The organism is Paenarthrobacter sp. NPDC089307 (genome assembly GCF_040685055.1).
In the GTDB taxonomy this organism is placed as follows: domain Bacteria; phylum Actinomycetota; class Actinomycetes; order Actinomycetales; family Micrococcaceae; genus Arthrobacter.
This window is the reverse complement of the sequence record NZ_JBFBHE010000007.1, coordinates 253,007-274,752: the sequence shown is the minus strand read 5'-3', so window position 1 is coordinate 274,752 and position 21,746 is coordinate 253,007. Positions and strand designations below refer to the sequence as shown.

At 61.8% G+C, this 21,746-nt stretch carries 23 protein-coding genes; 8 read left to right on the top strand and 15 right to left on the bottom strand.

Annotated elements, in window-relative coordinates:
* Positions 1 to 25: 25 nt before the first annotated feature.
* The 8 genes from AB0N72_RS18325 to AB0N72_RS18290 form a co-directional block, all read right to left on the bottom strand.
* Positions 26 to 511 carry an SRPBCC family protein gene (locus AB0N72_RS18325; protein ID WP_363933750.1) on the bottom strand — a complete coding sequence of 162 codons (486 nt, stop codon included), beginning with the start codon at positions 509 to 511 and terminating at the stop codon, positions 26 to 28.
* Between the two features lie 115 nt (positions 512 to 626).
* Positions 627 to 977, bottom strand: a complete 351-nt coding sequence (locus AB0N72_RS18320; RefSeq protein WP_363933749.1) for a hypothetical protein — start codon at positions 975 to 977, stop codon at positions 627 to 629.
* A 126-nt stretch (positions 978 to 1,103) separates the two neighbouring features.
* A complete protein-coding gene (locus AB0N72_RS18315) occupies positions 1,104 to 1,439 on the bottom strand; it encodes a PRC-barrel domain-containing protein (RefSeq protein ID WP_363933748.1) in 336 nt (111 codons plus the stop codon).
* The gene (locus AB0N72_RS18310; RefSeq protein WP_363933746.1) at positions 1,426 to 1,848 is read right to left on the bottom strand and encodes a hypothetical protein; all 423 of its coding nucleotides are present in this window, start codon (positions 1,846 to 1,848) and stop codon (positions 1,426 to 1,428) included. Before AB0N72_RS18310 ends, AB0N72_RS18315 begins: the two co-directional genes overlap by 14 nt.
* Entirely contained in the window at positions 1,845 to 3,074 is a 1,230-nt protein-coding gene (locus AB0N72_RS18305; RefSeq protein ID WP_363933744.1) for an Nramp family divalent metal transporter, read from the bottom strand. Before AB0N72_RS18305 ends, AB0N72_RS18310 begins: the two co-directional genes overlap by 4 nt.
* A complete protein-coding gene (locus tag AB0N72_RS18300; protein ID WP_364081370.1) occupies positions 3,071 to 3,547 on the bottom strand; it encodes a hypothetical protein in 477 nt (158 codons plus the stop codon). The genes AB0N72_RS18305 and AB0N72_RS18300 overlap by 4 nt, the downstream gene beginning before the upstream one ends.
* Before the next feature lie 576 nt (positions 3,548 to 4,123).
* A complete protein-coding gene (locus AB0N72_RS18295) occupies positions 4,124 to 4,282 on the bottom strand; it encodes a hypothetical protein (protein ID WP_167267257.1) in 159 nt (52 codons plus the stop codon).
* A gap of 439 nt (positions 4,283 to 4,721) precedes the next feature.
* On the bottom strand, positions 4,722 to 5,456 hold the full coding sequence (locus AB0N72_RS18290) for an NUDIX domain-containing protein (protein ID WP_363933740.1): 735 nt from the start codon (positions 5,454 to 5,456) through the stop codon (positions 4,722 to 4,724).
* 105 nt (positions 5,457 to 5,561) lie between these two features.
* Here AB0N72_RS18290 and AB0N72_RS18285 point away from each other — a divergent pair, with 105 nt between their 5' ends.
* The 4 genes from AB0N72_RS18285 to ggt all read left to right on the top strand — a co-directional run bounded on the left by AB0N72_RS18285 (position 5,562) and on the right by ggt (position 10,590).
* Positions 5,562 to 6,581, top strand: a complete 1,020-nt coding sequence (locus AB0N72_RS18285) for an SPFH domain-containing protein (protein WP_363933738.1) — start codon at positions 5,562 to 5,564, stop codon at positions 6,579 to 6,581.
* A gap of 9 nt (positions 6,582 to 6,590) precedes the next feature.
* Positions 6,591 to 7,493 carry a hypothetical protein gene (locus AB0N72_RS18280; protein ID WP_363933736.1) on the top strand — a complete coding sequence of 301 codons (903 nt, stop codon included), beginning with the start codon at positions 6,591 to 6,593 and terminating at the stop codon, positions 7,491 to 7,493.
* Between the two features lie 174 nt (positions 7,494 to 7,667).
* On the top strand, positions 7,668 to 8,615 hold the full coding sequence (locus tag AB0N72_RS18275) for a hypothetical protein (protein ID WP_363933735.1): 948 nt from the start codon (positions 7,668 to 7,670) through the stop codon (positions 8,613 to 8,615).
* A 109-nt stretch (positions 8,616 to 8,724) separates the two neighbouring features.
* The gene (gene ggt / locus AB0N72_RS18270) at positions 8,725 to 10,590 is read left to right on the top strand and encodes a gamma-glutamyltransferase (RefSeq protein WP_363933733.1); all 1,866 of its coding nucleotides are present in this window, start codon (positions 8,725 to 8,727) and stop codon (positions 10,588 to 10,590) included.
* Between the two features lie 97 nt (positions 10,591 to 10,687).
* Here ggt and AB0N72_RS18265 read toward each other — a convergent pair whose 3' ends face one another.
* Positions 10,688 to 11,437, bottom strand: a complete 750-nt coding sequence (locus tag AB0N72_RS18265; protein ID WP_363933731.1) for a class I SAM-dependent methyltransferase — start codon at positions 11,435 to 11,437, stop codon at positions 10,688 to 10,690.
* Positions 11,438 to 11,861: 424 nt separating this feature from the next.
* Here AB0N72_RS18265 and AB0N72_RS18260 point away from each other — a divergent pair, with 424 nt between their 5' ends.
* From AB0N72_RS18260 to AB0N72_RS18250, 3 genes are all read left to right on the top strand, one after another.
* Positions 11,862 to 12,020: a hypothetical protein gene (locus AB0N72_RS18260; protein ID WP_363933730.1), complete on the top strand. Its 159-nt coding sequence runs from the start codon at positions 11,862 to 11,864 to the stop codon at positions 12,018 to 12,020.
* Between the two features lie 239 nt (positions 12,021 to 12,259).
* A complete protein-coding gene (locus AB0N72_RS18255) occupies positions 12,260 to 13,177 on the top strand; it encodes an ABC transporter ATP-binding protein (RefSeq protein ID WP_363933728.1) in 918 nt (305 codons plus the stop codon).
* Positions 13,177 to 14,394, top strand: coding sequence for an ABC transporter permease (locus AB0N72_RS18250; protein WP_363933726.1), 1,218 nt, complete (start codon positions 13,177 to 13,179; stop codon positions 14,392 to 14,394). Before AB0N72_RS18255 ends, AB0N72_RS18250 begins: the two co-directional genes overlap by 1 nt.
* A gap of 278 nt (positions 14,395 to 14,672) precedes the next feature.
* Here the strand turns inward: AB0N72_RS18250 and AB0N72_RS18245 are convergent, their stop codons facing one another.
* Positions 14,673 to 15,815, bottom strand: coding sequence for a hypothetical protein (locus AB0N72_RS18245; RefSeq protein ID WP_363933724.1), 1,143 nt, complete (start codon positions 15,813 to 15,815; stop codon positions 14,673 to 14,675).
* A gap of 480 nt (positions 15,816 to 16,295) precedes the next feature.
* Here AB0N72_RS18245 and AB0N72_RS18240 point away from each other — a divergent pair, with 480 nt between their 5' ends.
* Positions 16,296 to 16,733, top strand: a complete 438-nt coding sequence (locus AB0N72_RS18240) for a hypothetical protein (protein WP_363933722.1) — start codon at positions 16,296 to 16,298, stop codon at positions 16,731 to 16,733.
* 59 nt (positions 16,734 to 16,792) lie between these two features.
* Here AB0N72_RS18240 and AB0N72_RS18235 read toward each other — a convergent pair whose 3' ends face one another.
* From AB0N72_RS18235 to AB0N72_RS18215, 5 genes are read right to left on the bottom strand one after another with little or no spacing between them, the layout of a single operon-like run.
* Positions 16,793 to 18,007, bottom strand: a complete 1,215-nt coding sequence (locus AB0N72_RS18235) for a Gfo/Idh/MocA family oxidoreductase (RefSeq protein WP_363933721.1) — start codon at positions 18,005 to 18,007, stop codon at positions 16,793 to 16,795.
* A 3-nt stretch (positions 18,008 to 18,010) separates the two neighbouring features.
* Positions 18,011 to 18,754 (bottom strand): ThuA domain-containing protein, encoded by a 744-nt coding sequence (locus tag AB0N72_RS18230; RefSeq protein ID WP_363933720.1) that lies wholly within the window; start codon positions 18,752 to 18,754, stop codon positions 18,011 to 18,013.
* Positions 18,755 to 19,858, bottom strand: coding sequence for a Gfo/Idh/MocA family oxidoreductase (locus tag AB0N72_RS18225; protein ID WP_363933718.1), 1,104 nt, complete (start codon positions 19,856 to 19,858; stop codon positions 18,755 to 18,757). It lies immediately after the preceding gene.
* A 41-nt stretch (positions 19,859 to 19,899) separates the two neighbouring features.
* Positions 19,900 to 20,799 carry a carbohydrate ABC transporter permease gene (locus AB0N72_RS18220; protein ID WP_363933716.1) on the bottom strand — a complete coding sequence of 300 codons (900 nt, stop codon included), beginning with the start codon at positions 20,797 to 20,799 and terminating at the stop codon, positions 19,900 to 19,902.
* Positions 20,796 to 21,743, bottom strand: a complete 948-nt coding sequence (locus tag AB0N72_RS18215) for a sugar ABC transporter permease (protein WP_363933714.1) — start codon at positions 21,741 to 21,743, stop codon at positions 20,796 to 20,798. The genes AB0N72_RS18220 and AB0N72_RS18215 overlap by 4 nt, the downstream gene beginning before the upstream one ends.
* Positions 21,744 to 21,746: the final 3 nt, after the last annotated feature.

Here is a 21,746-nt window from a genome sequence, read left to right as displayed (position 1 = left end):
GCCGGCCCTCGCTTGGAGCTGAAACTTACAGAGGTGCTCCACCCGTGTCATCCACATCGCCGCCGGACACTGTTCCGCGCCAGGCGCCGCTCTCATGTCCTTGGGCCTCAATGAACTTCTTGAATTTGTCCAGGTCGGCACCCACCCGGAGTTCGTCCACGCCCAGGGCCGATCCTGCCTTTTCGGCAAGCCCTTCGGGCTCCCAGTCGATGGCCACGGTGACCCGGGTCCGTGCGTCCTCGAGCGGCACGAAGCTGACGGAGCCCGAGTTCCGCGGGCCGTCAACGCTTGCCCAGCTCACCAGTGCGTCGGGAACCTGCTCGATGATCTGCGCGTTGTACTCCCGCTTGACACCTCCCACATTGGTGGAAAAGTGCAGGGCCGTGTCATCGATCTGTTCCACCGCCTCCACGCCATTCATGAATTGCGGGAAGGACTCAAACTGCGTCCATTGGTTGTAGGCCACAGATACGGGCACATCTACGTCAATTGACTTATTCACCGTTGCCATGGATTTTGCTCCTTGGATCTAGTCTCTGTTTCCAGATTCGGGATTCGCGGCGGCGCACCAGCTGGCTGGCTGCTTAACCAGTGGCGCGCCAGTCCAAGCGCGCCAGCCAAAGCTCCTAGCCGGCGTCGAAGTTTTCTTCGTCGTCGTCGTTGGGCGACTCTTCCTGGGGAAGGTCGCTTCCACTGCCGTCCGGCAATTCATCGGCGTCTTCCGGCGAGGATGACTGCTCCGCCTGGGACTGTTCATCGATGCCGCCGAAACGGCCTGCGCCGGGTTCTCCCGAGCTGTCCGAGTCTTCCGGATCCAGGTGGCTGAGGTTCGGCGCGCCTGTACCCTCCCCGAGTGCGGCCTCGTCGATGTCTTCCTCTACGCGGGGCTGGGCCTGGCCTCCGCCTGCTTCCTGCTCTGCCGTAGGAGTGCCATAGCCTCCTACTTCCTCTTCCGGTGTTGCGTCCTGCTTGTCCATGTGACGTGTCCTTTCCGATGCGGCGAACGTGTTAATGGAACACTTCGAACCTATAAGGATGCTTAGTGGCATGTCCATGCCTTTGACGAAATTATCAGTAAACTTAGCAATTTCCTGCTTTTTGCCTTATCGTGTCAGCCGCGCGTCGTAAGCAGTGAACCCAGGCCTCAACGCCACCTCCTGCGGACCCATCGCAGCGATGTCCTCCCACAGCACAAGGAATGAACCCCGGTGCCACCAGCGGAACAGTTGGGCCACCGGCCAAGGCTGCGTCAGTCCCTGCCGCTCGTAGCCAAGAAATGACGACGCCGTCCGCGGACTCACCACGATTCCCACAAGCCTGGCCGGGCTCAGGAGCTGGCCGGCGCCAGCATCCAACGCGAACCGGAAGTCAGAGACCTCACCCAATCGCTGTCCCTCGCCGTCCACCACGTCACTGCCCAGGATGTCATTCAGGTTCATGGCTGCCTCCAGGGATCCGCGCGATGACATGGGTCCGAAGCCACCGCTCCACCCACGAGGCATCCAGCGAGTCAGCGCGGACGCCCAACGTCACCACAGTGTCCACGCCGGCCACCACCTTCCAGGGAATCCGGATCAAACGGCTCGACGGCGGCCTGCCGCCGAAGATCCGCGTCCCCAATACCGGCCCGGTCGTCAGAGCCGTAATCTGCGGTGCCGGTGTTCCCTCCGGGATCTTTTCGTTCGGTGCGGGACCACTCAACTCGATGTCGTCAACGGTGGTGACGGGGACGCCGTCGACGTCCAATACCTGCCTGTCCAGAAGGTGCAGTTGGGCATCGAGCACCAGGCCCGCCTGGTAGGGCGGGGTGTGAATTTCCTGCGGTTGGACCCGCTTGGCTTTGCTCATGCTCCCGCTCCTGTGGCGATCATCAGTGGAATGGCGGCCAGGGAAGCGGCCAGGATGATGAACAGGTAGATCACTCCGGCGATGTTCACCGCGCGGCCGTTGACATGCTTGCCCATGTATTGCGGATCATTGGCCACGATCAATATCGGAAGGTAGGTCAGGGGAAGGGCGATCGCCGAAAAGACGACGGAATACTCAGTTACCAGGATGGGATCGACGCCCGTTGCCAGCACCGCCACCCCGGCCAGCAGCACCACGATCATGGACACGTGGAAACGGGCGGCCTGGGCCGGACGCCGGAACTTGCCCCACGACCACCCAAAGAACTGCGCCAGGGTGTACCCGCTGGATAGCGTCGTCTCCAAAGCGGCACCAAACGTCGCTGCCACCACGCCCAGGATCAGGACCGCCAGGGCAAGCTGGCCGCCGGCCTGCGCCACGGGGAGCGCAACTTGGGACAGCGAAGTGACGCTGATGCCGGCAGGGAGAAGAACGACGGCGGCGCACCCGGCGATGGCGATGGACAGAAACCCGCCCAGCGGAAAACCCAGGAGGACGTTGATCCGGGACTGAACCAGGTCCTTGATCTTCCAGCCTTCCTCCACGGCTCCCGATGAGAAGAAGAACACCTCATACGGCGTCATCGCGGCCCCGAACAGGGCAATCGCGTAATACCAGTAGACACCGGCTCCCTCCTGCCCAGGGACGGACGGAGAAAACGCCTGACCCGCCAGCGCGCCCCAGTCAGGCTTGAGGAGGAACAGCGCAACGGCGAACACCACCAACGACAAGCCCACAAGTCCGGTGACGTTCTCCATGATGCTGAACTTCACCCGCCACACCACCAGCCACACGGCCAGCAAAGCGAACGGAACCCAGAGCATATAGGACACCCCGCTGGCCAATTGGAGGGCCAGGGCGATGCCGCCGATTTCCGCGGTGACGGTCATGACATTGATCAGGAAGGATGCACCCAGGTTGGCCAATCCAGCCCTTGGCCCAAGGCGCTCCCGGATCACCTCGAAAGTGGCCCTGCCGGAAACTGCAGCCACCCTGCCGGACATATTCGCGAAAAGGCAGATACCCACTACGCCCACCAGCACCACCCATGTCAGGGACATCCCGAACCGGGAGCCCACCACTGCATTGGTCACAAGGTCCCCGATGTCGACAAAGCCCCCGATCGCCGTCAGGATGCCCAGTGCAACACCGAGGAGCCGTTTCACTGGATGCCGGCCTTGGTCATGAGGCTGTCGAGTTGCTCAGTGGCAACGCGGAGTTCCCCCTGCACGCTGGACAGTTGGGCTTGGCCCTGCCCGTCGTTGGGGCCACCGGAAGATGAGGCCAGGGCATCCCGCGCGTGCAGGAGCGCCCTGGAAATGGAGGAGAAGGCGGTCAGGGCGTCGTTTCGGAGTACGCGCTCTTCCTGGGTTTGCGCAGATAGTCCGTGGACCTCGTTCGTCGCGGACTCCACATCGCCCAACATGTCGTCGGCGGTGGTAGAGGCGGCGGCCGCCGTCGTGCTGTCCGCAATCCTGAGGTCCACCGCCAGGCTTGCCGCGCGCACAGCGGATGAAACCTCTTTTGCAGGGTTTTCCAGCGCCTCCGCTGAGGGACGCTGGGAGCAGCCGGCCAGCAGCGCTGCCAGGATCACCAGGATCGGGAGGACAAGGGTCCGGAACCGCGGCGCTTTGCTCATGACGGCTTCGGAATCTCGCATCCGCCCTGAGGATTCAAACCGGTGTAATTCAGTGGCCCGGCAACAATATTCAAGGCAATGGTGGCCACCTGCGAGCATTGGGCGGGCGGGGCGCTGTAGTATCCGCGTTGACCGGCGGCGACTGCGCCTATAACGAGCCAAACAACTACCAATAGCCCGATGATTGAACCGATTCGCATTTCTACCCCAATCGCTAACTGACAACGCTCAGCAATTAGTGACAAACCGTAGTCTTGGGTTCCAAAGGAGCGCGGCGGCGGACCGGATAACTCCCGTCCGCCGCCCGCTGATCCGATCAATCCGTTGGATTGGTTTCGGTTGTTAGACCGCGGTTGTCCGCGGTCCCTTCATCCTTTTCTTCTGCCGGCCCGGGTGGATTGGCAGATTCGCTGGGACCAGCATCGACGGCGTCATCCTGACTTCCCGACGATGCGTCACCAGTATCCTCCAGGCCGCTGGTTTCTGGCACCCCGGGCTCCCTTGGAATGGGATGTCCTGGGGTGGTGGTTCCATCGCGAACCTCGGAAAAACCGGCAACTTCGCTTGGATCAGTTGTCATACACGCGACCGGCCCCGGCCGACCACCCAACCAATGAGTGCCAGCACGAGCAGGATAATTCCTACCCAGAGCAGGAAACTGAGGGCCTGGTTCAATCCACCTACAAGAAGGAGGATGATCGCGATTACGCCGGCGATTATCAAAAGTGTGTTCATTGAGGTACGCATCCCTTCAATAACTGTTTATCTATTCAGGAAGGCGTCCGCTGATACTCCACACCGTGTGGAGCGCCACCCATGCCAACGGCCACCGATTGGAGAAATTCATCTCCATATTTCTTACGTACCCTTCCGGAAAAGGATTCAAACGAATCTTTGCCCGTCAGCAGTACGTTCATAGCATCATGATAGGCGTGCATCCTCCTTTGGCGTAGTAGTTCGTCAGGAAACTTACTACCGTTTCGTGGAGCCTGTCCAGCGCCCCTCCGTCACGAGCCTCGAGCGGGGCTGTGGCCCGACTCACGGCACAAGGCAGCGCCCCTCTTCGTTGGACAGGAAATGAGGGGAGGGCCCACGCATCTCTACGAGTTTTCGTACAGATAACGCCCGGAAGAAGGCCTCTAAAGGGCGTTATCTGTACGAAAACTCCCGGGCCTTAGTCGCGCGGGCGCATCAGCGGCGGGTTCAGCACCGCGCGGATGGGGTGGCCCGCCGTCGGACGCGATTCGGGTGCGAGCCTGAACAGCGCGGCTGGGCGGCCGGCGTCGCCTGTTGTCATGCGGCCCGTGTCCTCCAGGAAGCCAGGCGTCCCGGTCGCCTTCCGGTGGAAATTCCGCGGATCCAGGCGGGTTCCCCAGACCGCTTCGTACACTGCCCGGAGCTGGGCGATGGTGAATTCCTCACCACAGAAAGCTGCACCCAGGGGCGAGTATTCAAGCTTCGACTTGGCCCGTTCCAGCGCGTCATCGAGGATTTTCGCGTGGTCGAACGCAAGCTCCAACTGCCCGTTGACCACGTCCCGGACCGGGTACCACGCTGCGTGCTCGGCGTCGCTGCCGGCCGCTAGCACCGGGAAGTCGGGCGCCAGCAGCAGGTGCGCGACGGTCAGGACATCGCCGCGCGGGTCGCGCCCCTTTGGCCCGTAACTCCCCAGTTGCTCGAGGTGCCCGGGAAGTTGCTCGACGCCGGTCTCCTCCGCAAGTTCCCGGACCGCCGCCTCCAGAAGGTCCTCGCCGGCGAGGACGAAACCGCCCGGCAACGCCGGCCTGCCGCGGAAGGGCTCGATGAGGCGCGTGATCAGCAGGACGTTCAGCTCGCCGTCGCGCACTGTGAGGGCGACGACGTCGACAGTCACCGGGAAGCGTTCGGGCGCTGGATGAGTGTGAGGCATGAACCAATCCTAGGCGAGTTATCGTCATGTTGACAATAAAGCGGGAGGCTCCTACAGTTTAGTTATCGTCAAATTGACGACAACTAAACGAAAGAGGCGAACATCATGGCAACCATCAAGCGCTACCCCTGGATCAGCCACTTCCTCGGCAGCCCCACCGGCTACGTCGTCCACCTGCAGAAGGGGACGGTCAAGCACCAGGGAGTCGGCCAGGCGTTCTTCTTCCGCCCCGCCAACTCAGTGCTCAGCGAGGTTCCCGTGGACGACCAGGAACTGCCCACCCTCTTCCACGCCATCACCCGCGACCACCAGGACGTCAGCGTTCAAGCCAACGTGACCTACCGCTTCATCGACCCCGTGGCCGTTTCAACCCGGCTCGACTTCGGGCTGCAGACCGCCGGCAAGGCACCGGCCACCGGCCGCGAGCAAGTGTCCACGATCATCGGCCAGCTGTGCCAGAGCCACGCAATCGACCAGATCGCCACCACCACCCTTGCCGAGGCCTTGGAACGCGGCGTCAGCCAACTCCGCGTTGTTCTCAGCGACGCTTTGCGGGCCGATGCTCGGCTCCAGTCAACCGGCATCGAAATCCTTGGCGTGCAGGTCCTGGCCATCCGGCCCGAGGCGGACGTCGAACGTGCCCTGCAGACGCCGGTCCGCGAGCAACTCCAGGCGGAAGCCGACCGCGCTGTTTACGAGAGGCGGGCAGTCGCCGTCGAACGTGAACGGGCCATCTCCGAGAACGAAATGGCGAGCCAGATCGAACTGGCCGTCCGCCGGGAGAACCTGGTGGCGCAAGAGGGTGCAAACGCCCGGCGGGCCGCTGAAGAGAAGGCCGCCGCTGGTCTGATCGAGGCCCAGGGTTCCGCCGAACGCAAGGGAATCGGCGCCGCCGCCGAAGCCAACCAGATCCGGCTGGTGGGCGAGGCAGCAGCCGCCCGCGAGGCCGCCACCATGGAGGTCTACCGCGGCATGGAACAGGCCACGCTCCTGGCCCTGGCGCTCAAGGACGCAGCCGGCAGCCTGCCGAACATCGGCAACCTGACCATTACGCCGGACCTGCTCAGCGGCGCACTGGCCGGCTTGTTCAAGGAACCTGCCACCGCTCCCGAAACCAACAAGTAAGGTCGCACCATGGCAACCCCGCGCATCGTCATCGTCCACCGGCGTACCGAACTCCAGGAACTCCTGGACCGGCACGCCACCCGGGGCCAGGCGGAGTTCTTCCTCCGCACCCGCGGCCGCAGTATCCAGGACGTCCAGGACCGGCACGATCGCCTCATCCAGGCACTCGCCACCATTCGGGCAGCGGTGCCGTCCGACTGGCGGCAGGCCGAGGTGGAACGGGCGGACCTCAGCAGATTCCTGCTCACGGATGACGACATCATCGCCGTCGTAGGACAGGACGGACTGGTTGCGAACGTCGCCAAATACCTGAGGGGCCAGCCCGTGATCGGCATCGATCCGGAGCCGGGCGCCAACCCCGGAGTCCTGGTCCGGCACACCCCGGCCGACGCTGCAGCCCTCCTGGCTGCGGGCGATGCCGGACGGCTGCACTGCCAGGATCTCACCACCGTGACGGCAACGCTCGACGACGGCCAGCAGCTTTCGGCTCTCAACGAAGTTTTCGTGGGGCACGCCTCGCACCAGTCGGCAAGGTACGCGCTCACTGCGCCGAGTTTCACCCAGGCCGGCGGACAGACCGAGCGGCAGTCGTCGTCGGGCCTCATCGTCTCCACCGGAACCGGTGCCACCGGGTGGTGCGCTTCGATTGCTCTGGAACGTGGCGGACGTTCGCTTCCTGCGCCCGCTGATGCCCGGCTTGCATGGTTCGTCCGCGAAGCGTGGCCGTCACCGGTTACGGGAGCCTCGCTGACCGAAGGCGTGCTGGAAGCCGGCGAGGTACTGCGGATTACCGTGGCGTCCGATCAGCTCGTGGTGTTCGGCGATGGCATGGAGGACGACCGGCTGACGGCATCCTGGGGGCAGGAGATTACGGTGCAGTTGGGGCAGAGGCCGCTGCGGTTGGTTGTCTGAGCCCGACTCCCCTCCGGTACCCGATGTGAACCGATCGCGCGGCACGCGCCTATTGCGGCGCTGGCCTACTGAGCTCCGCTATGGTGGGCACACCTGTCCGAATTAAAAACCCAGAGCACATCGGCCTCGTCAACGAAAACAGAGAGTTGGCGCGGGTATTTCCAAGGAGCTTCCGTGAGCCACGCCCAGCAAGCAACGGAGAACCCTCGGGTTTCAGGGCACCGGCCGGACGCCGAGGTCATGTACCCCGCCATAGCCTTGTTGATAGGCGTCTTCTGCGCGGTCCTTGGTCTCGTCCCAGGGTGGATTACCGGCGCGAAGCTGCCTTTGCAAAACCTCTGGGCCAACCAAGTCATGCCGGATCAGATGCCGTTCTCGCTGCTCCCGCTGAGCCAGTACGAAGTCCTCAGTTTGATCGCGCTCCTGACCACCGGCGGCGCCGCGGCGGGGCTGGCGGTACGGCTCTGGAACCCAAATCACCGCCGCGCAGCCACATGGTGGGCGGTCGGCGGCGTCCTACTGGTGCACAGCGTGGCGGCCATTCAGTCATTCGTGACCCTCGGCAGCGGTCTCATGGGCGGAAAGTTGGCGAGCCTCTACTTCTTCGGACTGCTGGCGGGCGTCATGCTGTCGGTCGCCGCCGGACTTGTGGCGGTTTTGCTGTTGGCTTCGAGATCGCGGGCAACCACGACGATCGGGGTTGGGCTCATGGCATCTTCGGTGACTTCCTGGCTGATGTTGTGGGCGGTCGGCATCGCCGACCATCGGAACTTACCCCTCGAGATCGTCACTATCGCGCACTGGCTTCCCGCCGTTCTTGTGGGTTGCTCGCTGGCCTGGTGCGGGCTCAAACCGCCCCTTCGATTGGTGGTCTGGGCGCTGAACCTCGCATTCCTATGGGTCATCCCAGCGGTCTTCACCGCCACTCAATCAGTTGTGGGGACCCGCGTCATAGCCGGAGACATCCCTGAGATGGTCCTCATGGGCCAGCAGGTCCTTGCCGCCGCTTTAGGGCCCGACGGCGGTGCCGGGCAAACGCTGTTGCTCGCCGTGGTCGTAGCTCTGATGGGAGTCGGCATCCGTGCCGTGGTGGCGGCACGGAGGGGCTCCAGTCAGCGGTAAGGCGCTGCCACTGCTTCAAGAATCAACCGTTGTCCCTCGCAGAAGCCCCGGGGTAGGGTGGCCGAACCGTTCGCCCACATCATCGTCTGGCAAAATTCCGGGAGAAACCATGACACATGTGAGACGTCAACTGGCTGCTGTGACGGCAGCCTTCGCACTCAGCGCCACTAGCGTAGGGATAGCCAGTCCGGCACTGGCCGACCCCCGGGAAACCGAGAAAACAGCTACTGCAACGGGTTACGGCGGTGCCGTGAGCACGGTGGATCCCGAAGCCTCCGCAGCCGCCATCGAGGTCCTCCGGAAGGGTGGTAACGCAGCCGACGCCGCTGTCGCTGCGGCTGCCACCCTTGGCGTCACGGAACCGTATAGCGCCGGCATTGGAGGCGGCGGTTACTTCGTGTTCTATGATGCCAAGACCAAGAAAGTCAGCACCATTGATGGCCGCGAAACCGCGCCGGCAACCATGCCGAACGATGCGTTCATCGATCCCGCCACCGGCAAGCCCTATCTCTTTACGACCAAGAGGCCCGAACTGCCAACCAGCGGCGTCTCCGTCGGTGTCCCCGGCACCCCGGCCACTTGGGAACGCGCACTTGAGCAATTTGGGACGTTGAACTTGGGCGACGCACTCAAGCCGGCAATCAAGGTGGCCAACCGCGGCTTCGTGGTGGACGAGACGTTCCGAAACCAGACCCTGGACAACAAGTTCCGTTTCAACACCTTCACCTCCACCCAGAACCTTTTCCTCCCCGGTGGCGACGCTCCCGCCGTCGGGAGCATCTTCAAGAACCCCGAACTGGCCGAGACGTACCGCCTGCTGGCGAAGCAAGGCACCAGCGCTTTTTACACGGGTCCGCTCGCAGAAGAAATTGTCTCCGCAGTAAAAGCACCGCCAAAATCGGGCGCGACTGACCTGCCCGTACCGGTCGGGTTCATGACAACGGACGATCTCGCCGGGTACAAGGCTCTCGACCAGGATCCAACGCATGTGGAGTACCGCGGCTTTGACGTCTATGGAATGGCGCCATCCAGCAGCGGTGGAACCACTGTTGGCGAGTCGCTGAACATCCTGGAAAACTTCGAGCTCAAGGACATGCAGCCGGTAGATGCGTTGCACCACTATTTCGAGGCCAGCTCGTTGGCATTCGCCGACCGCGGCGCGTATGTGGGCGATCCAAAATTCGTTGATGTTCCCACTGATGTCCTCACTGATCCGGTTTTCGGGAAGGAACGCGCTTGCGAGATCAATCCGACTGCGGCGGCTACCAAACCTGTCGCCCCGGGTGACATAACAACCTACGACGGCGCGTGCCCGGCCGCGGCTGCACCGCTCGCCGACGAGACGGACACCGAGAACATTTCCACCACCAACCTGACGGTCGCCGACAAATGGGGCAACGTGGTGGAGTACACGCTGACCATTGAGCAAACAGGTGGATCTGGAATCGTCGTCCCAGGCCGCGGATTCCTGTTGAACAACGAGCTCACCGACTTCAGTGCGGTGTACAACGCGACTGATCCCAACAGGATCCAGCCAGGCAAGCGCCCCCGTTCTTCGATGTCGCCAACCATCATTCTGCAAGACGGCAATCCCTTCCTTGCCCTCGGCTCCCCGGGCGGTTCGACCATCATCACCACCGTGCTGCAGACCATCCTGAACCGCGTTGACCTGGGGATGGATATCTCCGAGGCCATCGCGGCTCCGCGGGCTGCCCCTCGAAACGGCCTCACCGTGAGTTCGGAGCCAGCCTTCATTGATGCTTACGGTTCCGCGTTGGAATCGTTGGGCCATGATCTGGTCCCGGCTGGTGATGCTTTCACCTCGGCAGCCGAAATCGGTGCGGCAACCGCGATTGAATTCGGCGACGGCGGGAAGCTCACCGCCGTAGCGGAGCCGACGCGCCGCGGAGGGGGTTCGGCGATGGTTGTCTCAGCTGATGTTCAGGGCCCTGGCAAGGGTCCGAAGCTCAAGTAGCTTTTACCGTCAGAGCGGACCGCGGCATTTTCAGCCGCGGTCCGCTCTGCGTTCCAGGATTAACCAGCTCATCGATTTGTTGCTCATGGGCGATCCTTTACTTCTGCCTGGCCTGTTGATTCCCGGCGCACACCCAAAGGTTGATCTCTTGAATGCCAGCAGTTTCGGGGCCAACCGTGATCGGCCGGCGTTCCAAAACCCTGAGACCCTCGGCTTTGAGCTCAGCTTCGATGAGTTCGGTGCTCACGAAGGCGACTTCACTCGTGTACTCAGATGACCGGTAGGTTCCGTGCTCATTAAAGCTGATGTGGCTCATGCTCACGTGCCGTGCGCCGTTAAGGGCATCCCGACTTTCAACGGTGACCAGGAAGGAGTCCTGGCCCAGCTGCGATATCGTGGCCACCTTGTTGGCGGATTCTGGCTCGTAGGGGTGGTCCGGATTCAGCACCGTCATCAGAAAACGGCCGCCTGTAGCCAAGCACCGTTTCACTTTGCGGAACAGCGTTCGTCTGCTGTCGGGGTCGAGAAGCGTGGCATAGCTGGCGCCAAGGACGATGCAACCAAAAGCCTGTTCCGGCTGCGGCCCGGAGGGGCGTTGCCCCACTGTTTCCCGCCCTGTGGGACCGATCATCTTAGCTAGCCGACGGGGACCCGCTGCTAACTCGAGAACTGCTCCGGAGGTCTCCGCTGCAGCAGCCAGGATCTCCGGAATCTCAGTGAGGTCGTTGGCGATGATGAGGTGGTCGTAAAGACGGGTTCCGAAGATATCCCGCCCCGCATGCCGAACACCAGCACCTCCCAGAGCCTGCAGGACAGGGTCGATGGTTCTCTCCGGCGTCGTTGTCATCTACGGCACTCCCCAAGCGTGGCGTTGGTATTTGTTCTTGGAACCGACACTACGGGCGCTTTACGCCACCACAGTGCCGAATCGGAAAAACTAGGTGGTGAATGAGGTCAAATTAGGGGCAATTTGGCTTCGTCTAGGTGGTGTAGAGGCCGCCTCTAGGTGTCCTGGTCAATCCGGGCACCAAGATCCACCCAAAAGTCAGCACTCAGTCAGATGCATTCCCTTCACCACCTAGATGGGTGGCAGGAGACACTCATTTCGGACCACTTGGGCACCTAAATCTATCCAGACGACCACTCATTTCCGCTCCCTCGAGCACCTAGGCCGACTTCTACCTTGCAGGCTTATCCCAACGAGATTCCCGATCTAGCCCATGGGGGAATCCCGTTATCAGAAAAGCCAATCCCACTCTCAAGGAGAAGAAATGAACTGGCAGCAATTAAGCTGTTTGGCTGGATTCCTATCGCATGTCATAGCCACGGGCTCTCTGATCGCGGCGGCCTTCACCGGTGGTGCAACACTCGTCATCGGCGGAATCGCGTATTCGGTGAGTGCACTCGCGACCATGCTCGGCTGCAGTTAGCAAGAAATGAAGTTACTGACGCTCACGGCAGCTGCCATGTTCTTCATTACGGCCGTCATCGCGTTTTTCAGTAATCCGACGATGGCAGCGCTCTCACTCACGGCCTCTATTGCAATGGTTGCAACGTGGGTCGTCTACAAGAGGCAGAGCAAGTAGTCGTTCATCATCGGAGCCGTGCCCGGCGCTGGGTCAGGCCGGGCACGGCTCTCCCGACGCGAAGTGACCCCTATTGAGGACGAATGAATTTCATCAACGTTGAGAACCTCTCAAAGCACTTTGGGCCATTTCAGGCTTTGAAAGACATCAATTTCACGGTGGCCGCAGGGGGATCAATGGCCATTATCGGTCCCAACGGCTCAGGGAAAACCACCCTGGTCCGTTGCCTTCTGGGCCTCTTGGCACCGAGTGCTGGAAGGGCCGAAATAGCGGGACTCCCCTACGATTCCGGCCATCGATCATGTGTCGGATATCTGCCCGAAGAACGTGGCAACTTCCAACGCGACACCCCGCTGGAGGTGATCCGCCTCTTCGGGAGACTTCGTGGCCTAAGTTATCGCGAGGCCACTATCCAAGCCTATGACTACCTTGATGATGTGGCCTTGACCGCCCAAGCCCGGTCCCCTATCCAAACACTGTCCAACGGTCAGCAACAGAAGATTCACTTGGGAGTCACCTTCATCGGCAACCCCGAACTCTTGGTCCTGGACGAACCGACCCGCGGGTTTGATCCGATCAACCAAGCAATCTTCAAAACACATTTGCAGAGACAATTGCGTGAAGGGACCACTCTGATTCTGGTGACAAATCAAATGCATGAAGTAGAAGAACTTACTGACAATGTGCTCTTCCTGCGCAAGGGCAACCAACACTTTGCCGGGGAACTGGAAAATGCAAAGCAGATGCTCGGTGGTCGTCGCACCGTGTTGACCTATACAGGTGAGCTGCCTGAAAGTGCGCGGAAATGGAATATTGACGTGCAGGCGACAGGAGTGGCCGTCATGGACTCTCCCCATGAAGTGGGGTCGGCAAAAGAGTTATTGGGACAATTGGTCAGCGACGGCGTGAAGATAACGGACTTCAGCACGAGGTTGTCCAGCATGGACGAGATATTCGTGGCGGTCTATGGCGAGTCGGGGCAGTTCGGAAACCTGGACTAATGACTACTCCAAACCGGATCTTGCTTGCCTTCGAACTCAAGCGACAGTTCAAGAGAAAGAGCTACTGGGTGGCCACCGTCCTGGTTCCACTGGCGGTTATCATTCTGGCCACATTGGCACAAGTAGGAGCCGCAGCAACAGAAAGGAACGGAGCGAACGGAAACGTTGGCGTCATGAAGTTCCAATACGCGGATCCCAGCGGATTCATTGATGCAAAGCTCGCTGAAGAGGCTGGCGGCACCAAGGTAGCGAATGCATCGGCTGCTATTGGCGAGGTGACAGCGGGCGGTCTGCAGACATTGATTGTGTTCCCCGATGACCTCAGCGGCGGTCGGATAGACATCTACGAAAACAACAGGGGTTTGGTTGGGGATCAACGCTCAACTGCGTTGGCCCGCCAACTCCTGCAATCCTCCCTGGTGAAGGGCCTCAAGTCCCCCGAGCTGACCAAGCCTCTGACCGGGAGCATTGACGTCAACCGCGTCGGCTACAGGAACGGGAGCGTCGACCCCGGTTTGTGGTCCGTCGCACCTCCTCTTGTCTTTTTGCTCCTCTATTTTGCGGTAACTATCTTTCTTGGCAACCAGATCATGTCGAGCTTCGCTGAGGAACGGGAACAGAAGATTCGCGAAGTCCTCTTTCTGGACGCATCGCCGTCGAGCGTTTACCTGACCAGAATCCTGACGACTGCCATCCTTGGCCTGGTTCAACTGGCAACGATGTCGTTGCCCCTCATCATCTTCTACCTGACGGCCGGTCGCGATCTTGGCCTTCCCCTGCCGGCTCTCGATCTCTGGGTCCTTGATGCCTCGAAGATGTCCGCTGGGCTTGTGATCCTCGTGCTCGGAGTGTTCTCCATGGTTGCCAGCCACGCCGCGATAGGTGCCCGGATCAGGAGTGCGCGGGAAGGTTCCGCCTTCGCCACACTCTTTGTCATCATGATGTTCGCACCGGGCTACACCTTGGGCTTGCTTTCCGAGGAACCGGGCTCTCCGATCGTGCAGATCTTTACCTTCTTTCCTCCTACGGCGCCCAGCACTTTGCTCTTCAGGAACGCTTTTGGAAACATCCCGGCATCGGAAATCATCCTCAGCTGCGTCTGCCTTTTGTCACTCAGCATCGTTGTCCTGGGCCTGGGAAGGGGTGCCTATTCCGGCCAGCCATTGTGGAAGGCCGAACTTATGACCCGCCGCTTGCGCAGAACCCCTATCAGCTGAAGCACTCGACGTCGGAACCTCAGGCTGGTGAACAAGACGCGAAAAGGCGGCGCGAGGGTGACTGGTGGAATTTGCTGGGCTGCGGGTCGCCGGTTATGAACCTCACACAGTCCCCCGCGCTGAGGGGCAACTTGCAACCTGGGCTCTACTTTAGTGCTGACATACATCCGTGTCGCACTGCAGCAGGTGGCCCAGTTAAGCCACCCGGAAACAGCATTCGCTTGTCCAAGCGCGCCCAAATAGAAACTAACCCGCTAATCTAGCCAGCCCGGCTATGTTCAGTCCTCCAGTCCGAAGAAGGCGGAGAGTTGTTCGATGGTGAATTGGTTGCGTAGGCGGCAAGCGCTGTTCTGGTTGGCGAACATACCCTGTTTCCAAAACGCCTGCTCTCTGGGTTTCGTTGACTGCCAGTCAACCGGGACGACGTACTCTGCCGATTCGTCGGTGTCCCCACCCTCCAAATGCCTGTAGCCTCCGCGAAGCGGGAGATCCGTGAGACGGGTGGAGGTGCCATGAATCTGCAGTTCGGCCCGCTCAAACGGCATTGCTTGGCCTATGACTGTGCCGACCCCAACGTATCCGCGCTTGGGGATGCAGACGAACACCCGAGCACCAATAGGCAACGCTTTCAAAGTGCGGGAAAACCACTCACCCCCGCCGGCCGAGATGAAGCCATAGTCGGCGGCGTCATCCCACGAGCGTCCGTCGGGGTACTCGCCGAAGGACACGTACCAGTCGTAACCATTCCAAGGCTCACGAGATTTGCTGACCTTGGATGAGGTCCCGGAGATCACCTGTGCCTCTTGGTCCACGAGCCAAGTTCTGGCCAGGTAGGAATTGCCGCGATCCTCAAAGTGGCGGAAGAACACAACGTTCACGGGCACACCAAAGTTTTCGTGGAGGAAGCGGACAATACGCTCGGTGGCCGGATCGACACTAGCCGCCACGATTGTGAAAACCTGGGCAACGTTGAGCTCTTCGGGTGGGGCCTCGCCAAACTCCTCGGCAAAAGCCTCCTCGAAGGCGACTCCGGGGCGGTAGTTGGCAAAGATCGACACGATATCGCCTCGGCTGAGACCCGCCACCCACGATCCATAGTCGAGGGTCTGGGCAACCACATCGCGCGGGGTGCGGTCCCGCTTCAGCTCTAGTACGTGGACGAAGCCTTCTCCATCAATGGCGAGAAGGTCTATGAAGCCGCCATGGGCTGTCGGTACCTGCCGACCAATAAGAAGCAGTCGCTGCCCCAGAAGGGCAGGATCGGCTTCTATATACCCCTCCAATTGGGACTCCAGCCCGATACCTGAAGGTGAAAGGCGCATCAAGTCTTTGCCGTCGGCACGCCAAAGTCCCATCTCCAACACCATCTTGACCCCTTGCTCTGAATGAATGTTCTCAATACTTCTACACCCAGAGGCCACATCCCTCTGCTACTCACGCGAGCCCGGCCTTCTCCTGAAGAACTACCCGGCGACTTCCCTTGCTGTGCATTTCGAACCGCCTTATGGATGGCGGGCAGGATCAGGGCCAGCTGAACCGCTTGAGGTATTTGGCCAGCACTTACGCAGCGATTCAGCCGTCCTCGGAGCGTGCTGCCCTCTTCAACTCGGCAATTCGCAGCCGTAAAAAGATTATGGTCAAGACCAGGGCATATACGACCAGGACAGTCACCGCGATCACGAAAACAGCGTAGAGAATCCCGAGAATTCCGAATGCCGGACTTAAATTCACTGTTACCCCCAAAGAGCCATACGTACTATTCCCACCGGACGCCACTCCTGCTCAACGAGGGTATCCCACGGGCTCCGCCCAAGCGTTCCGCAAATGGCCGTGTCATACAATCGCGGTGAGACCAGGCGTCGATCCGAATTCCGGCGCCTGTATTGGGGAAAGAGGTCAGTATGTTCGGTTCGAAGAAGAAGCTCAACCACCTGATGGAGCAACTGAGGCCCGACTTGAGCCGGGAGTCGCTGGGTGTCGGCCCCAACTTCCCCGGCGTCGCCCCGAACCCGATCCTCAGCGGTGAAGCGCGGAAGCGCAATGCGGAACTGCGCAATGGAACGCTGGCGCTTGGTGTTCTCGTCGACTGGCGGGAGGTCAACAGCAACCCGCGCGTTGTCCTGATGCTCGACGTGGAGACCGCCGACGGCACCTCGTTCCGCGGTATCGCGGACGAAAGCCTGACGATCACCGCTCTCACCCGACTCACCCCAGGACAGACGATGCCAGTGCGCTACCGGCCAGCCGTTATGGACCACTACGTCGCCCTTGCGCGGGACGCTGACCCCGCCGAAGTGCAGCAACTCTCTGACCTGATCGCGATCCGCAAGAGGAGCTGACCTGGAAGGATTTGCCGTCGGGCCGCCGGACAGAGGATTGCTGGGGGGAAAGAGGCCAACTATTTCGCGCCCAAGACCTCAAAATCTCCGATTCCCTCGGCGGTGACTACAGCAACCTCCGTCACTACACTCCTGTTCCGCGCCGACTCCTCAACGGCGGCCAGCACCCGCTGGATCTGGAGCCCGTCCCCCAACGACGGCGACGGCTGGCTTCCGTCGCGAACGGCGAGTAGGAAGTCGCGAACCTGGTGCGTGAAGGTGTGTTCCCAGCCGATGATGTGCCCCTGTGGCCACCATGCCCCGGCGTAGGGATGCTCAGGTTCATTGACCAGAATCCGCCGGAACCCCTGCTCCCGCACGGGAAGCGTGGCGTCCAGGAAGCCGAGTTCGTTCAGGTTCTCCAGATCAAACGTCAGAGAACCCAAAGACCCATAGATCTCGATCTTCAAGGAGTTCTTCTGCCCCGTAGCCACCCGTGACGCTTCCACAGAGGCACTCACGCCGCCGGTGAGACCCAAAGTTGCCCACGCGGCGTCGTCAACTGTCACCTTCTCCAGCCCAGCGGCACCGGGGCGCTCGGCCACAAAAGTCCGCAGCGTCCCGGTCACCTCAGTGACGGTCTGACCGGTCAGGTGCTGGACCTGGTCGATGGCGTGCGAGGCGATGTCTCCCAGCGCCCCGGAGCCGGCCGTCTCCTTGCGGAGCCGCCAACTCATGGGGGTTTCGACGTCGGAAAGCCAGTCCTGGAGGTAAGCGGCCCGCACGTGCCGGACGGTTCCGAGACGCCCTTCGGCGATCAGCTCCCGGGCCAGGGCGAGCGCCGGAACGCGGCGGTAGTTGAACCCGATCATCGACTGCACACCCCGGGTCCGCGCAGAGGCAGCCGCGGACGCCATCAACTCAGCCTCGTCCAGAGTGTTGGCGAGCGGCTTCTCCACCAACACGTGTTTCCCGGCGGCCAAAGCTTCTAGAGTGATCTCAGCGTGCATCCAGCCCGGCGCGCAGATGTCCACGATGTCGATGTCGTCCCGCGAGATCACGGATCGCCAGTCGGTGGCAGACTCAGCCCAGCCATACTTGGCGGCAGCCTGGGCCGCCGCCGAGGCGTCCCGGCCAACGAGCACTCTCTGCTCGAAGGCCGGGACATCGAAGAAACTGGCCACATTCCGCCACGCATTCGAGTGGGCTTTCCCCATGAACGCGTAGCCAATAGCGGCCACGCCCAACGGGCGGCCAGCGCCCAACGGGCGATCGGTTGGAAGAGGAGTGGTCATGGCTTAGGCGAACCAGTCCCGGGCGGGGTTGGAGACCTCAGGCGCCTCCCGGAAGACACCGGGTTGGGCCACCCAGCCGACCCCGTTGGCGATGACCTTTTGGATCTGCGGCTGGTGGTATACCGGGTATTCCTGGTCACCGGGACTGAAGTAGAAGATCCGGCCCTTGCCACGCGAGAACGTCACGCCGGAGCGGAACACCTCTCCCCCTTCGAAGGAGCTGATAAAAATCAGGTCGTCGGGCTCGGGGATGTCGAAGAGCTCCCCGTACATTTCCTGCTGCGGAATGACGATCGGGCTCTCAATGCCAGCGGCGATCGGGTGTGAGGGCTTGACTGTCCACACGAGCTCCCGCTCGCCCTCGTTGCGCCACTTCAGGGAGCAGGTGGTCCCCAGCAATCGGGTGAAGATCTTGGCGAAATGCCCCGAGTGCAGCACCACCAACCCCATGCCGCCCAGGACATGCCGCTGCACGCGCTCCACCACTTCGTCGGCGACTTCCCCATGCGCAATGTGTCCCCACCACAGCAACACGTCAGTCTGTGCAAGGACCTCCTCGGACAGCCCGTGCTCCGGATCAGCCAACGTTGCCGTGGTGATCTCCGAGTCGGGGTAGAACCCACGGAGCCCTGCGGCAATGGCGCCGTGGATCCCCTCGGGGTACATCTCCCCGATGGTTGCAGGCTCGTTGCGGGCCTCGTGCACAGCTTCGTTCCAGACAACAATCTTCAGCTTGGTATCAGTCATTTAGAGCACCACTTCGCGTTGTTCGAGGGCGGATTTGTAGCAGGCATCCAGGATCAGTGCACGGCTCAGGGCAAGCGAACCGTCGTGGCTTCCCCACACGGTCTCGCCCCCGCGCACGGCGGCAATGAAATCGTCGACGACGGCCTGGTGGGCTCGCCCGGGTTGGGCCACCACTTCGAAGTCGGCGTTCTCGCCGTCCTTCTCGGTGAAGACATGCACGTCCGCTACCGGGTTCTCGGAGGCGCCAACCGAGCGCAAGTCCGCGCCGCCGTCGGTCCCGTAAACGGTGAAGTCCATCAGGTCCCGCTCGTCGCGATACGTGGCCCAGCCCGCTTCCAGGATCAGTGTCCCGCCGCCTTCCAGCCGGATGAACGCTGACGCGAAGTCTTCCACTTCGAACTTGTGGCTGGAGCTCGTGGCCGTATAGCGGGCATTGCCGCCGAGGCCGCGCGGACCGAGTTCGGAGTGGGTCGACGCCGAGACGGCCAGCACCTTGGGCTCGCCAAGCAGGTGCAGCGAGTAGTCCAGGACGTGCACGCCAATGTCAGCCAACGGACCGCCGCCGGCGAGTTCCGGGTTGGTGAACCAGCTACCCAGCATCGGGATGCCTTGCCGCCGGAGCCAGGATGCCTTGGCATAGTACGGGCGCCCCAGCGTGCCGGCGTCGATAACTTCCTTAAGCGCCTGGATGTCGCCGCGGCGGCGGTGGTTGAACGCGACGTCCAGCACGCGGCCGGCTTTGCGGGCGGCGTCCACCATCTGTTGGCCTTCGACGGCGTTGCGCGCCAACGGCTTTTCGCTCAGGACATGCAGTCCACGCTCGAGCGACGCAATGGCGATCGGCGCGTGCAGGAACGTCGGCACGGCGACGCTGACGGCGTCGAGATCTTCAAGCTCGATCATGTCTTCCCAGCGGGCGAAGGCATGGGGGATGCTGTACTCCTCCTTCAGCTGGGCGAGGAGCTCGGCTTCCATGCCCGCGACGGCGACAATTTCGACGCCGTCGATGTTGCTGTACGCCTTGAGGTGCTGCTGGCCGGCCCAACCGATGCCCACAACTCCCACCTTGAGGGTTGCGGACGGGGCCTGCTGCTGAATACTCACGTTGTTCCTGTTCTTTCTGTGGTTACTAGGTTTGAAAAGCGTTAGCCCTTGACCGCACCGGCCGTCATGCCGGAAAGGATGCGCTTCTGGCACACGAGCACCAAGATCACGAGCGGGATGGTGATGATCACCGACGCTGCGCTGATGGTGCCCAGGGGCTGGTCGAACTCGCTGGTACCGCTGAAGAACGCAATCGCGACCGGCACGGGGCGTGCTTCCGGCGAGGTGGTCAGGGTGACGGCCAGGAGGAATTCGTTCCAGACCGAGATGAAGACGAGGATCGCCGTCGTCGCCAAGCCGGGGACCGCCAGGGGCAGGATGACCTTGCGGAAGGCGACAAACGGCGTGGCGCCGTCCATGTATGCGGATTCCTCCAGCTCACGCGGGATCTCCTTGAAGAACGACGTCAGCGTATAGATCGCCAGCGGCAGCGCGAACGTCAGCTTCGGGATGATGAGGCCGAGCAGTGTGTCGTACAGGCCAATGTCGCGCCAGATGGAGAACATCGGAGCTGCAATCGCGATGGCCGGGAACGTCGTGACCGAGAGGATGAGCGTCAGGATCATCGCCTTGCGGCGCATCTTCAGCCTCGCCAGCGCATAGGCAGCGAAGGACGCGAAGACCAGCGCCACCGTTGTGGTCACGACGGCGATAATCACTGAATTGCGCAAGGCCAGGAGAAACTCGGGGTTCTGGAAGACCACGGCGTAGTTCTCGAGTGTTGGCTGGCTTGGGAAAAGCTCGCCCTTGGACAAGCTGGCGCCCTTCTTGAGGGAGGTGTTGACCAGCCAGTAGAACGGGATGAGTGAAAAGCCCATGACAGCCACCACGAACACCCATACCAAGGGATGGAGTTTCGCTTCGCCCCTGAGCCGGCGCTTCGGCGCCCTGCGCCCGGTGGCGGGTGCCGCCGTCGGGCGTTCTGCAGTCAGCGTGCTCATTGGTCCTCCTTCGCGACGTCGCGGATGTTGCCGCCGCCGAAGCGGATGTAGATGACCGAAACCACCATGACGGTGAGGAAGGTCAGGATGGACAGCGCCGAGCCTTCGCCCACCAGCCGGTTTTCGCGCAGTTCGCCGTAGGCCAGCATGGACATCGATTCCGTGCCGTTGGCGCCGCGGGTGAGGACGAACGGGAGGTCGAAGACGCGGAGGGCGTCCATGGTGCGGAAGATCGCGGCGAGGACGATTGCCGGGCGCAGCAGCGGCAGGGTGATGTTGACGAAGGTCTGCCATTTGCTGGCGCCGTCGAGTTCCGCGGCCTCGTACGTTTCGGCGGAGATGACCTGCAGGCCGGCCAGGATGATGAGCGCCGCGAACGGTGTGGTCTTCCAGACGTCGGCCATCACGATCACGGCCATCGCGTAGCCGTGCTCGCCCAGCCAGACGACGTCGCCGCCCGGCAGTCCCAGCGTGGAGAGGACGTTGGTGACCAGGCCCATGTTGGGCTGGAACATCGTTTGCCAGGTGATGGCGCTGACCACGGTGATGATCGCGTACGGCAGCAGAACCACGGTGCGCAGGACGGCGCGGCCCTTAAACGCGAGGTTGAGCAGGAGCGCCATGGCCGTGCCGAGGACCAGCTCAAGCGAGACTGAGAGGCCCGCGAAGAGGAACGTCTGGCCGAACGCAGCCCACCACTCGTGGCTTGCGAGGGCGTTGATGTAGTTTTCCAGTCCGACAAAGCGTGAGAGGCCTGCAGTGCGGACGCTGTACTGGTTCAGGGAGAGCCAGATCGCGTAGCCGATGGGGACCGCCGCAACCAGGGCCATGATGACCAGCGACGGGGCGGTCATGCGGAAGGCGAGGCGTCGTTCGGCGCGGTCGCGGGCGTTTGTTTTTGGTGCGCTTGGGGGGGCGCCTGGCGTGATGGTTTTGATGGCCATGTT

What these genes read in the sequence shown, in the direction of transcription:
- AB0N72_RS18215 (WP_363933714.1), bottom strand. Translation starts at nt 21,743, where the DNA reads ATGGCCATCAAAACCATCACGCCAGGCGCCCCCCCAAGCGCACCAAAA.
- AB0N72_RS18235 (WP_363933721.1), bottom strand. Translation starts at nt 18,007, where the DNA reads ATGACCACTCCTCTTCCAACCGATCGCCCGTTGGGCGCTGGCCGCCCG.
- AB0N72_RS18255 (WP_363933728.1), top strand. Translation starts at nt 12,260, where the DNA reads ATGAATTTCATCAACGTTGAGAACCTCTCAAAGCACTTTGGGCCATTT.
- AB0N72_RS18290 (WP_363933740.1), bottom strand. Translation starts at nt 5,456, where the DNA reads ATGCCTCACACTCATCCAGCGCCCGAACGCTTCCCGGTGACTGTCGAC.
- AB0N72_RS18260 (WP_363933730.1), top strand. Translation starts at nt 11,862, where the DNA reads ATGAACTGGCAGCAATTAAGCTGTTTGGCTGGATTCCTATCGCATGTC.
- AB0N72_RS18315 (WP_363933748.1), bottom strand. Translation starts at nt 1,439, where the DNA reads ATGAACCTGAATGACATCCTGGGCAGTGACGTGGTGGACGGCGAGGGA.
- AB0N72_RS18280 (WP_363933736.1), top strand. Translation starts at nt 6,591, where the DNA reads ATGGCAACCCCGCGCATCGTCATCGTCCACCGGCGTACCGAACTCCAG.
- AB0N72_RS18300 (WP_364081370.1), bottom strand. Translation starts at nt 3,547, where the DNA reads ATGAGCAAAGCGCCGCGGTTCCGGACCCTTGTCCTCCCGATCCTGGTG.
- AB0N72_RS18310 (WP_363933746.1), bottom strand. Translation starts at nt 1,848, where the DNA reads ATGAGCAAAGCCAAGCGGGTCCAACCGCAGGAAATTCACACCCCGCCC.
- AB0N72_RS18220 (WP_363933716.1), bottom strand. Translation starts at nt 20,799, where the DNA reads ATGAGCACGCTGACTGCAGAACGCCCGACGGCGGCACCCGCCACCGGG.
- AB0N72_RS18295 (WP_167267257.1), bottom strand. Translation starts at nt 4,282, where the DNA reads ATGAACACACTTTTGATAATCGCCGGCGTAATCGCGATCATCCTCCTT.
- AB0N72_RS18320 (WP_363933749.1), bottom strand. Translation starts at nt 977, where the DNA reads ATGGACAAGCAGGACGCAACACCGGAAGAGGAAGTAGGAGGCTATGGC.
- AB0N72_RS18250 (WP_363933726.1), top strand. Translation starts at nt 13,177, where the DNA reads ATGACTACTCCAAACCGGATCTTGCTTGCCTTCGAACTCAAGCGACAG.
- AB0N72_RS18285 (WP_363933738.1), top strand. Translation starts at nt 5,562, where the DNA reads ATGGCAACCATCAAGCGCTACCCCTGGATCAGCCACTTCCTCGGCAGC.
- AB0N72_RS18265 (WP_363933731.1), bottom strand. Translation starts at nt 11,437, where the DNA reads ATGACAACGACGCCGGAGAGAACCATCGACCCTGTCCTGCAGGCTCTG.
- AB0N72_RS18230 (WP_363933720.1), bottom strand. Translation starts at nt 18,754, where the DNA reads ATGACTGATACCAAGCTGAAGATTGTTGTCTGGAACGAAGCTGTGCAC.
- AB0N72_RS18325 (WP_363933750.1), bottom strand. Translation starts at nt 511, where the DNA reads ATGGCAACGGTGAATAAGTCAATTGACGTAGATGTGCCCGTATCTGTG.
- ggt (WP_363933733.1), top strand. Translation starts at nt 8,725, where the DNA reads ATGACACATGTGAGACGTCAACTGGCTGCTGTGACGGCAGCCTTCGCA.
- AB0N72_RS18240 (WP_363933722.1), top strand. Translation starts at nt 16,296, where the DNA reads ATGTTCGGTTCGAAGAAGAAGCTCAACCACCTGATGGAGCAACTGAGG.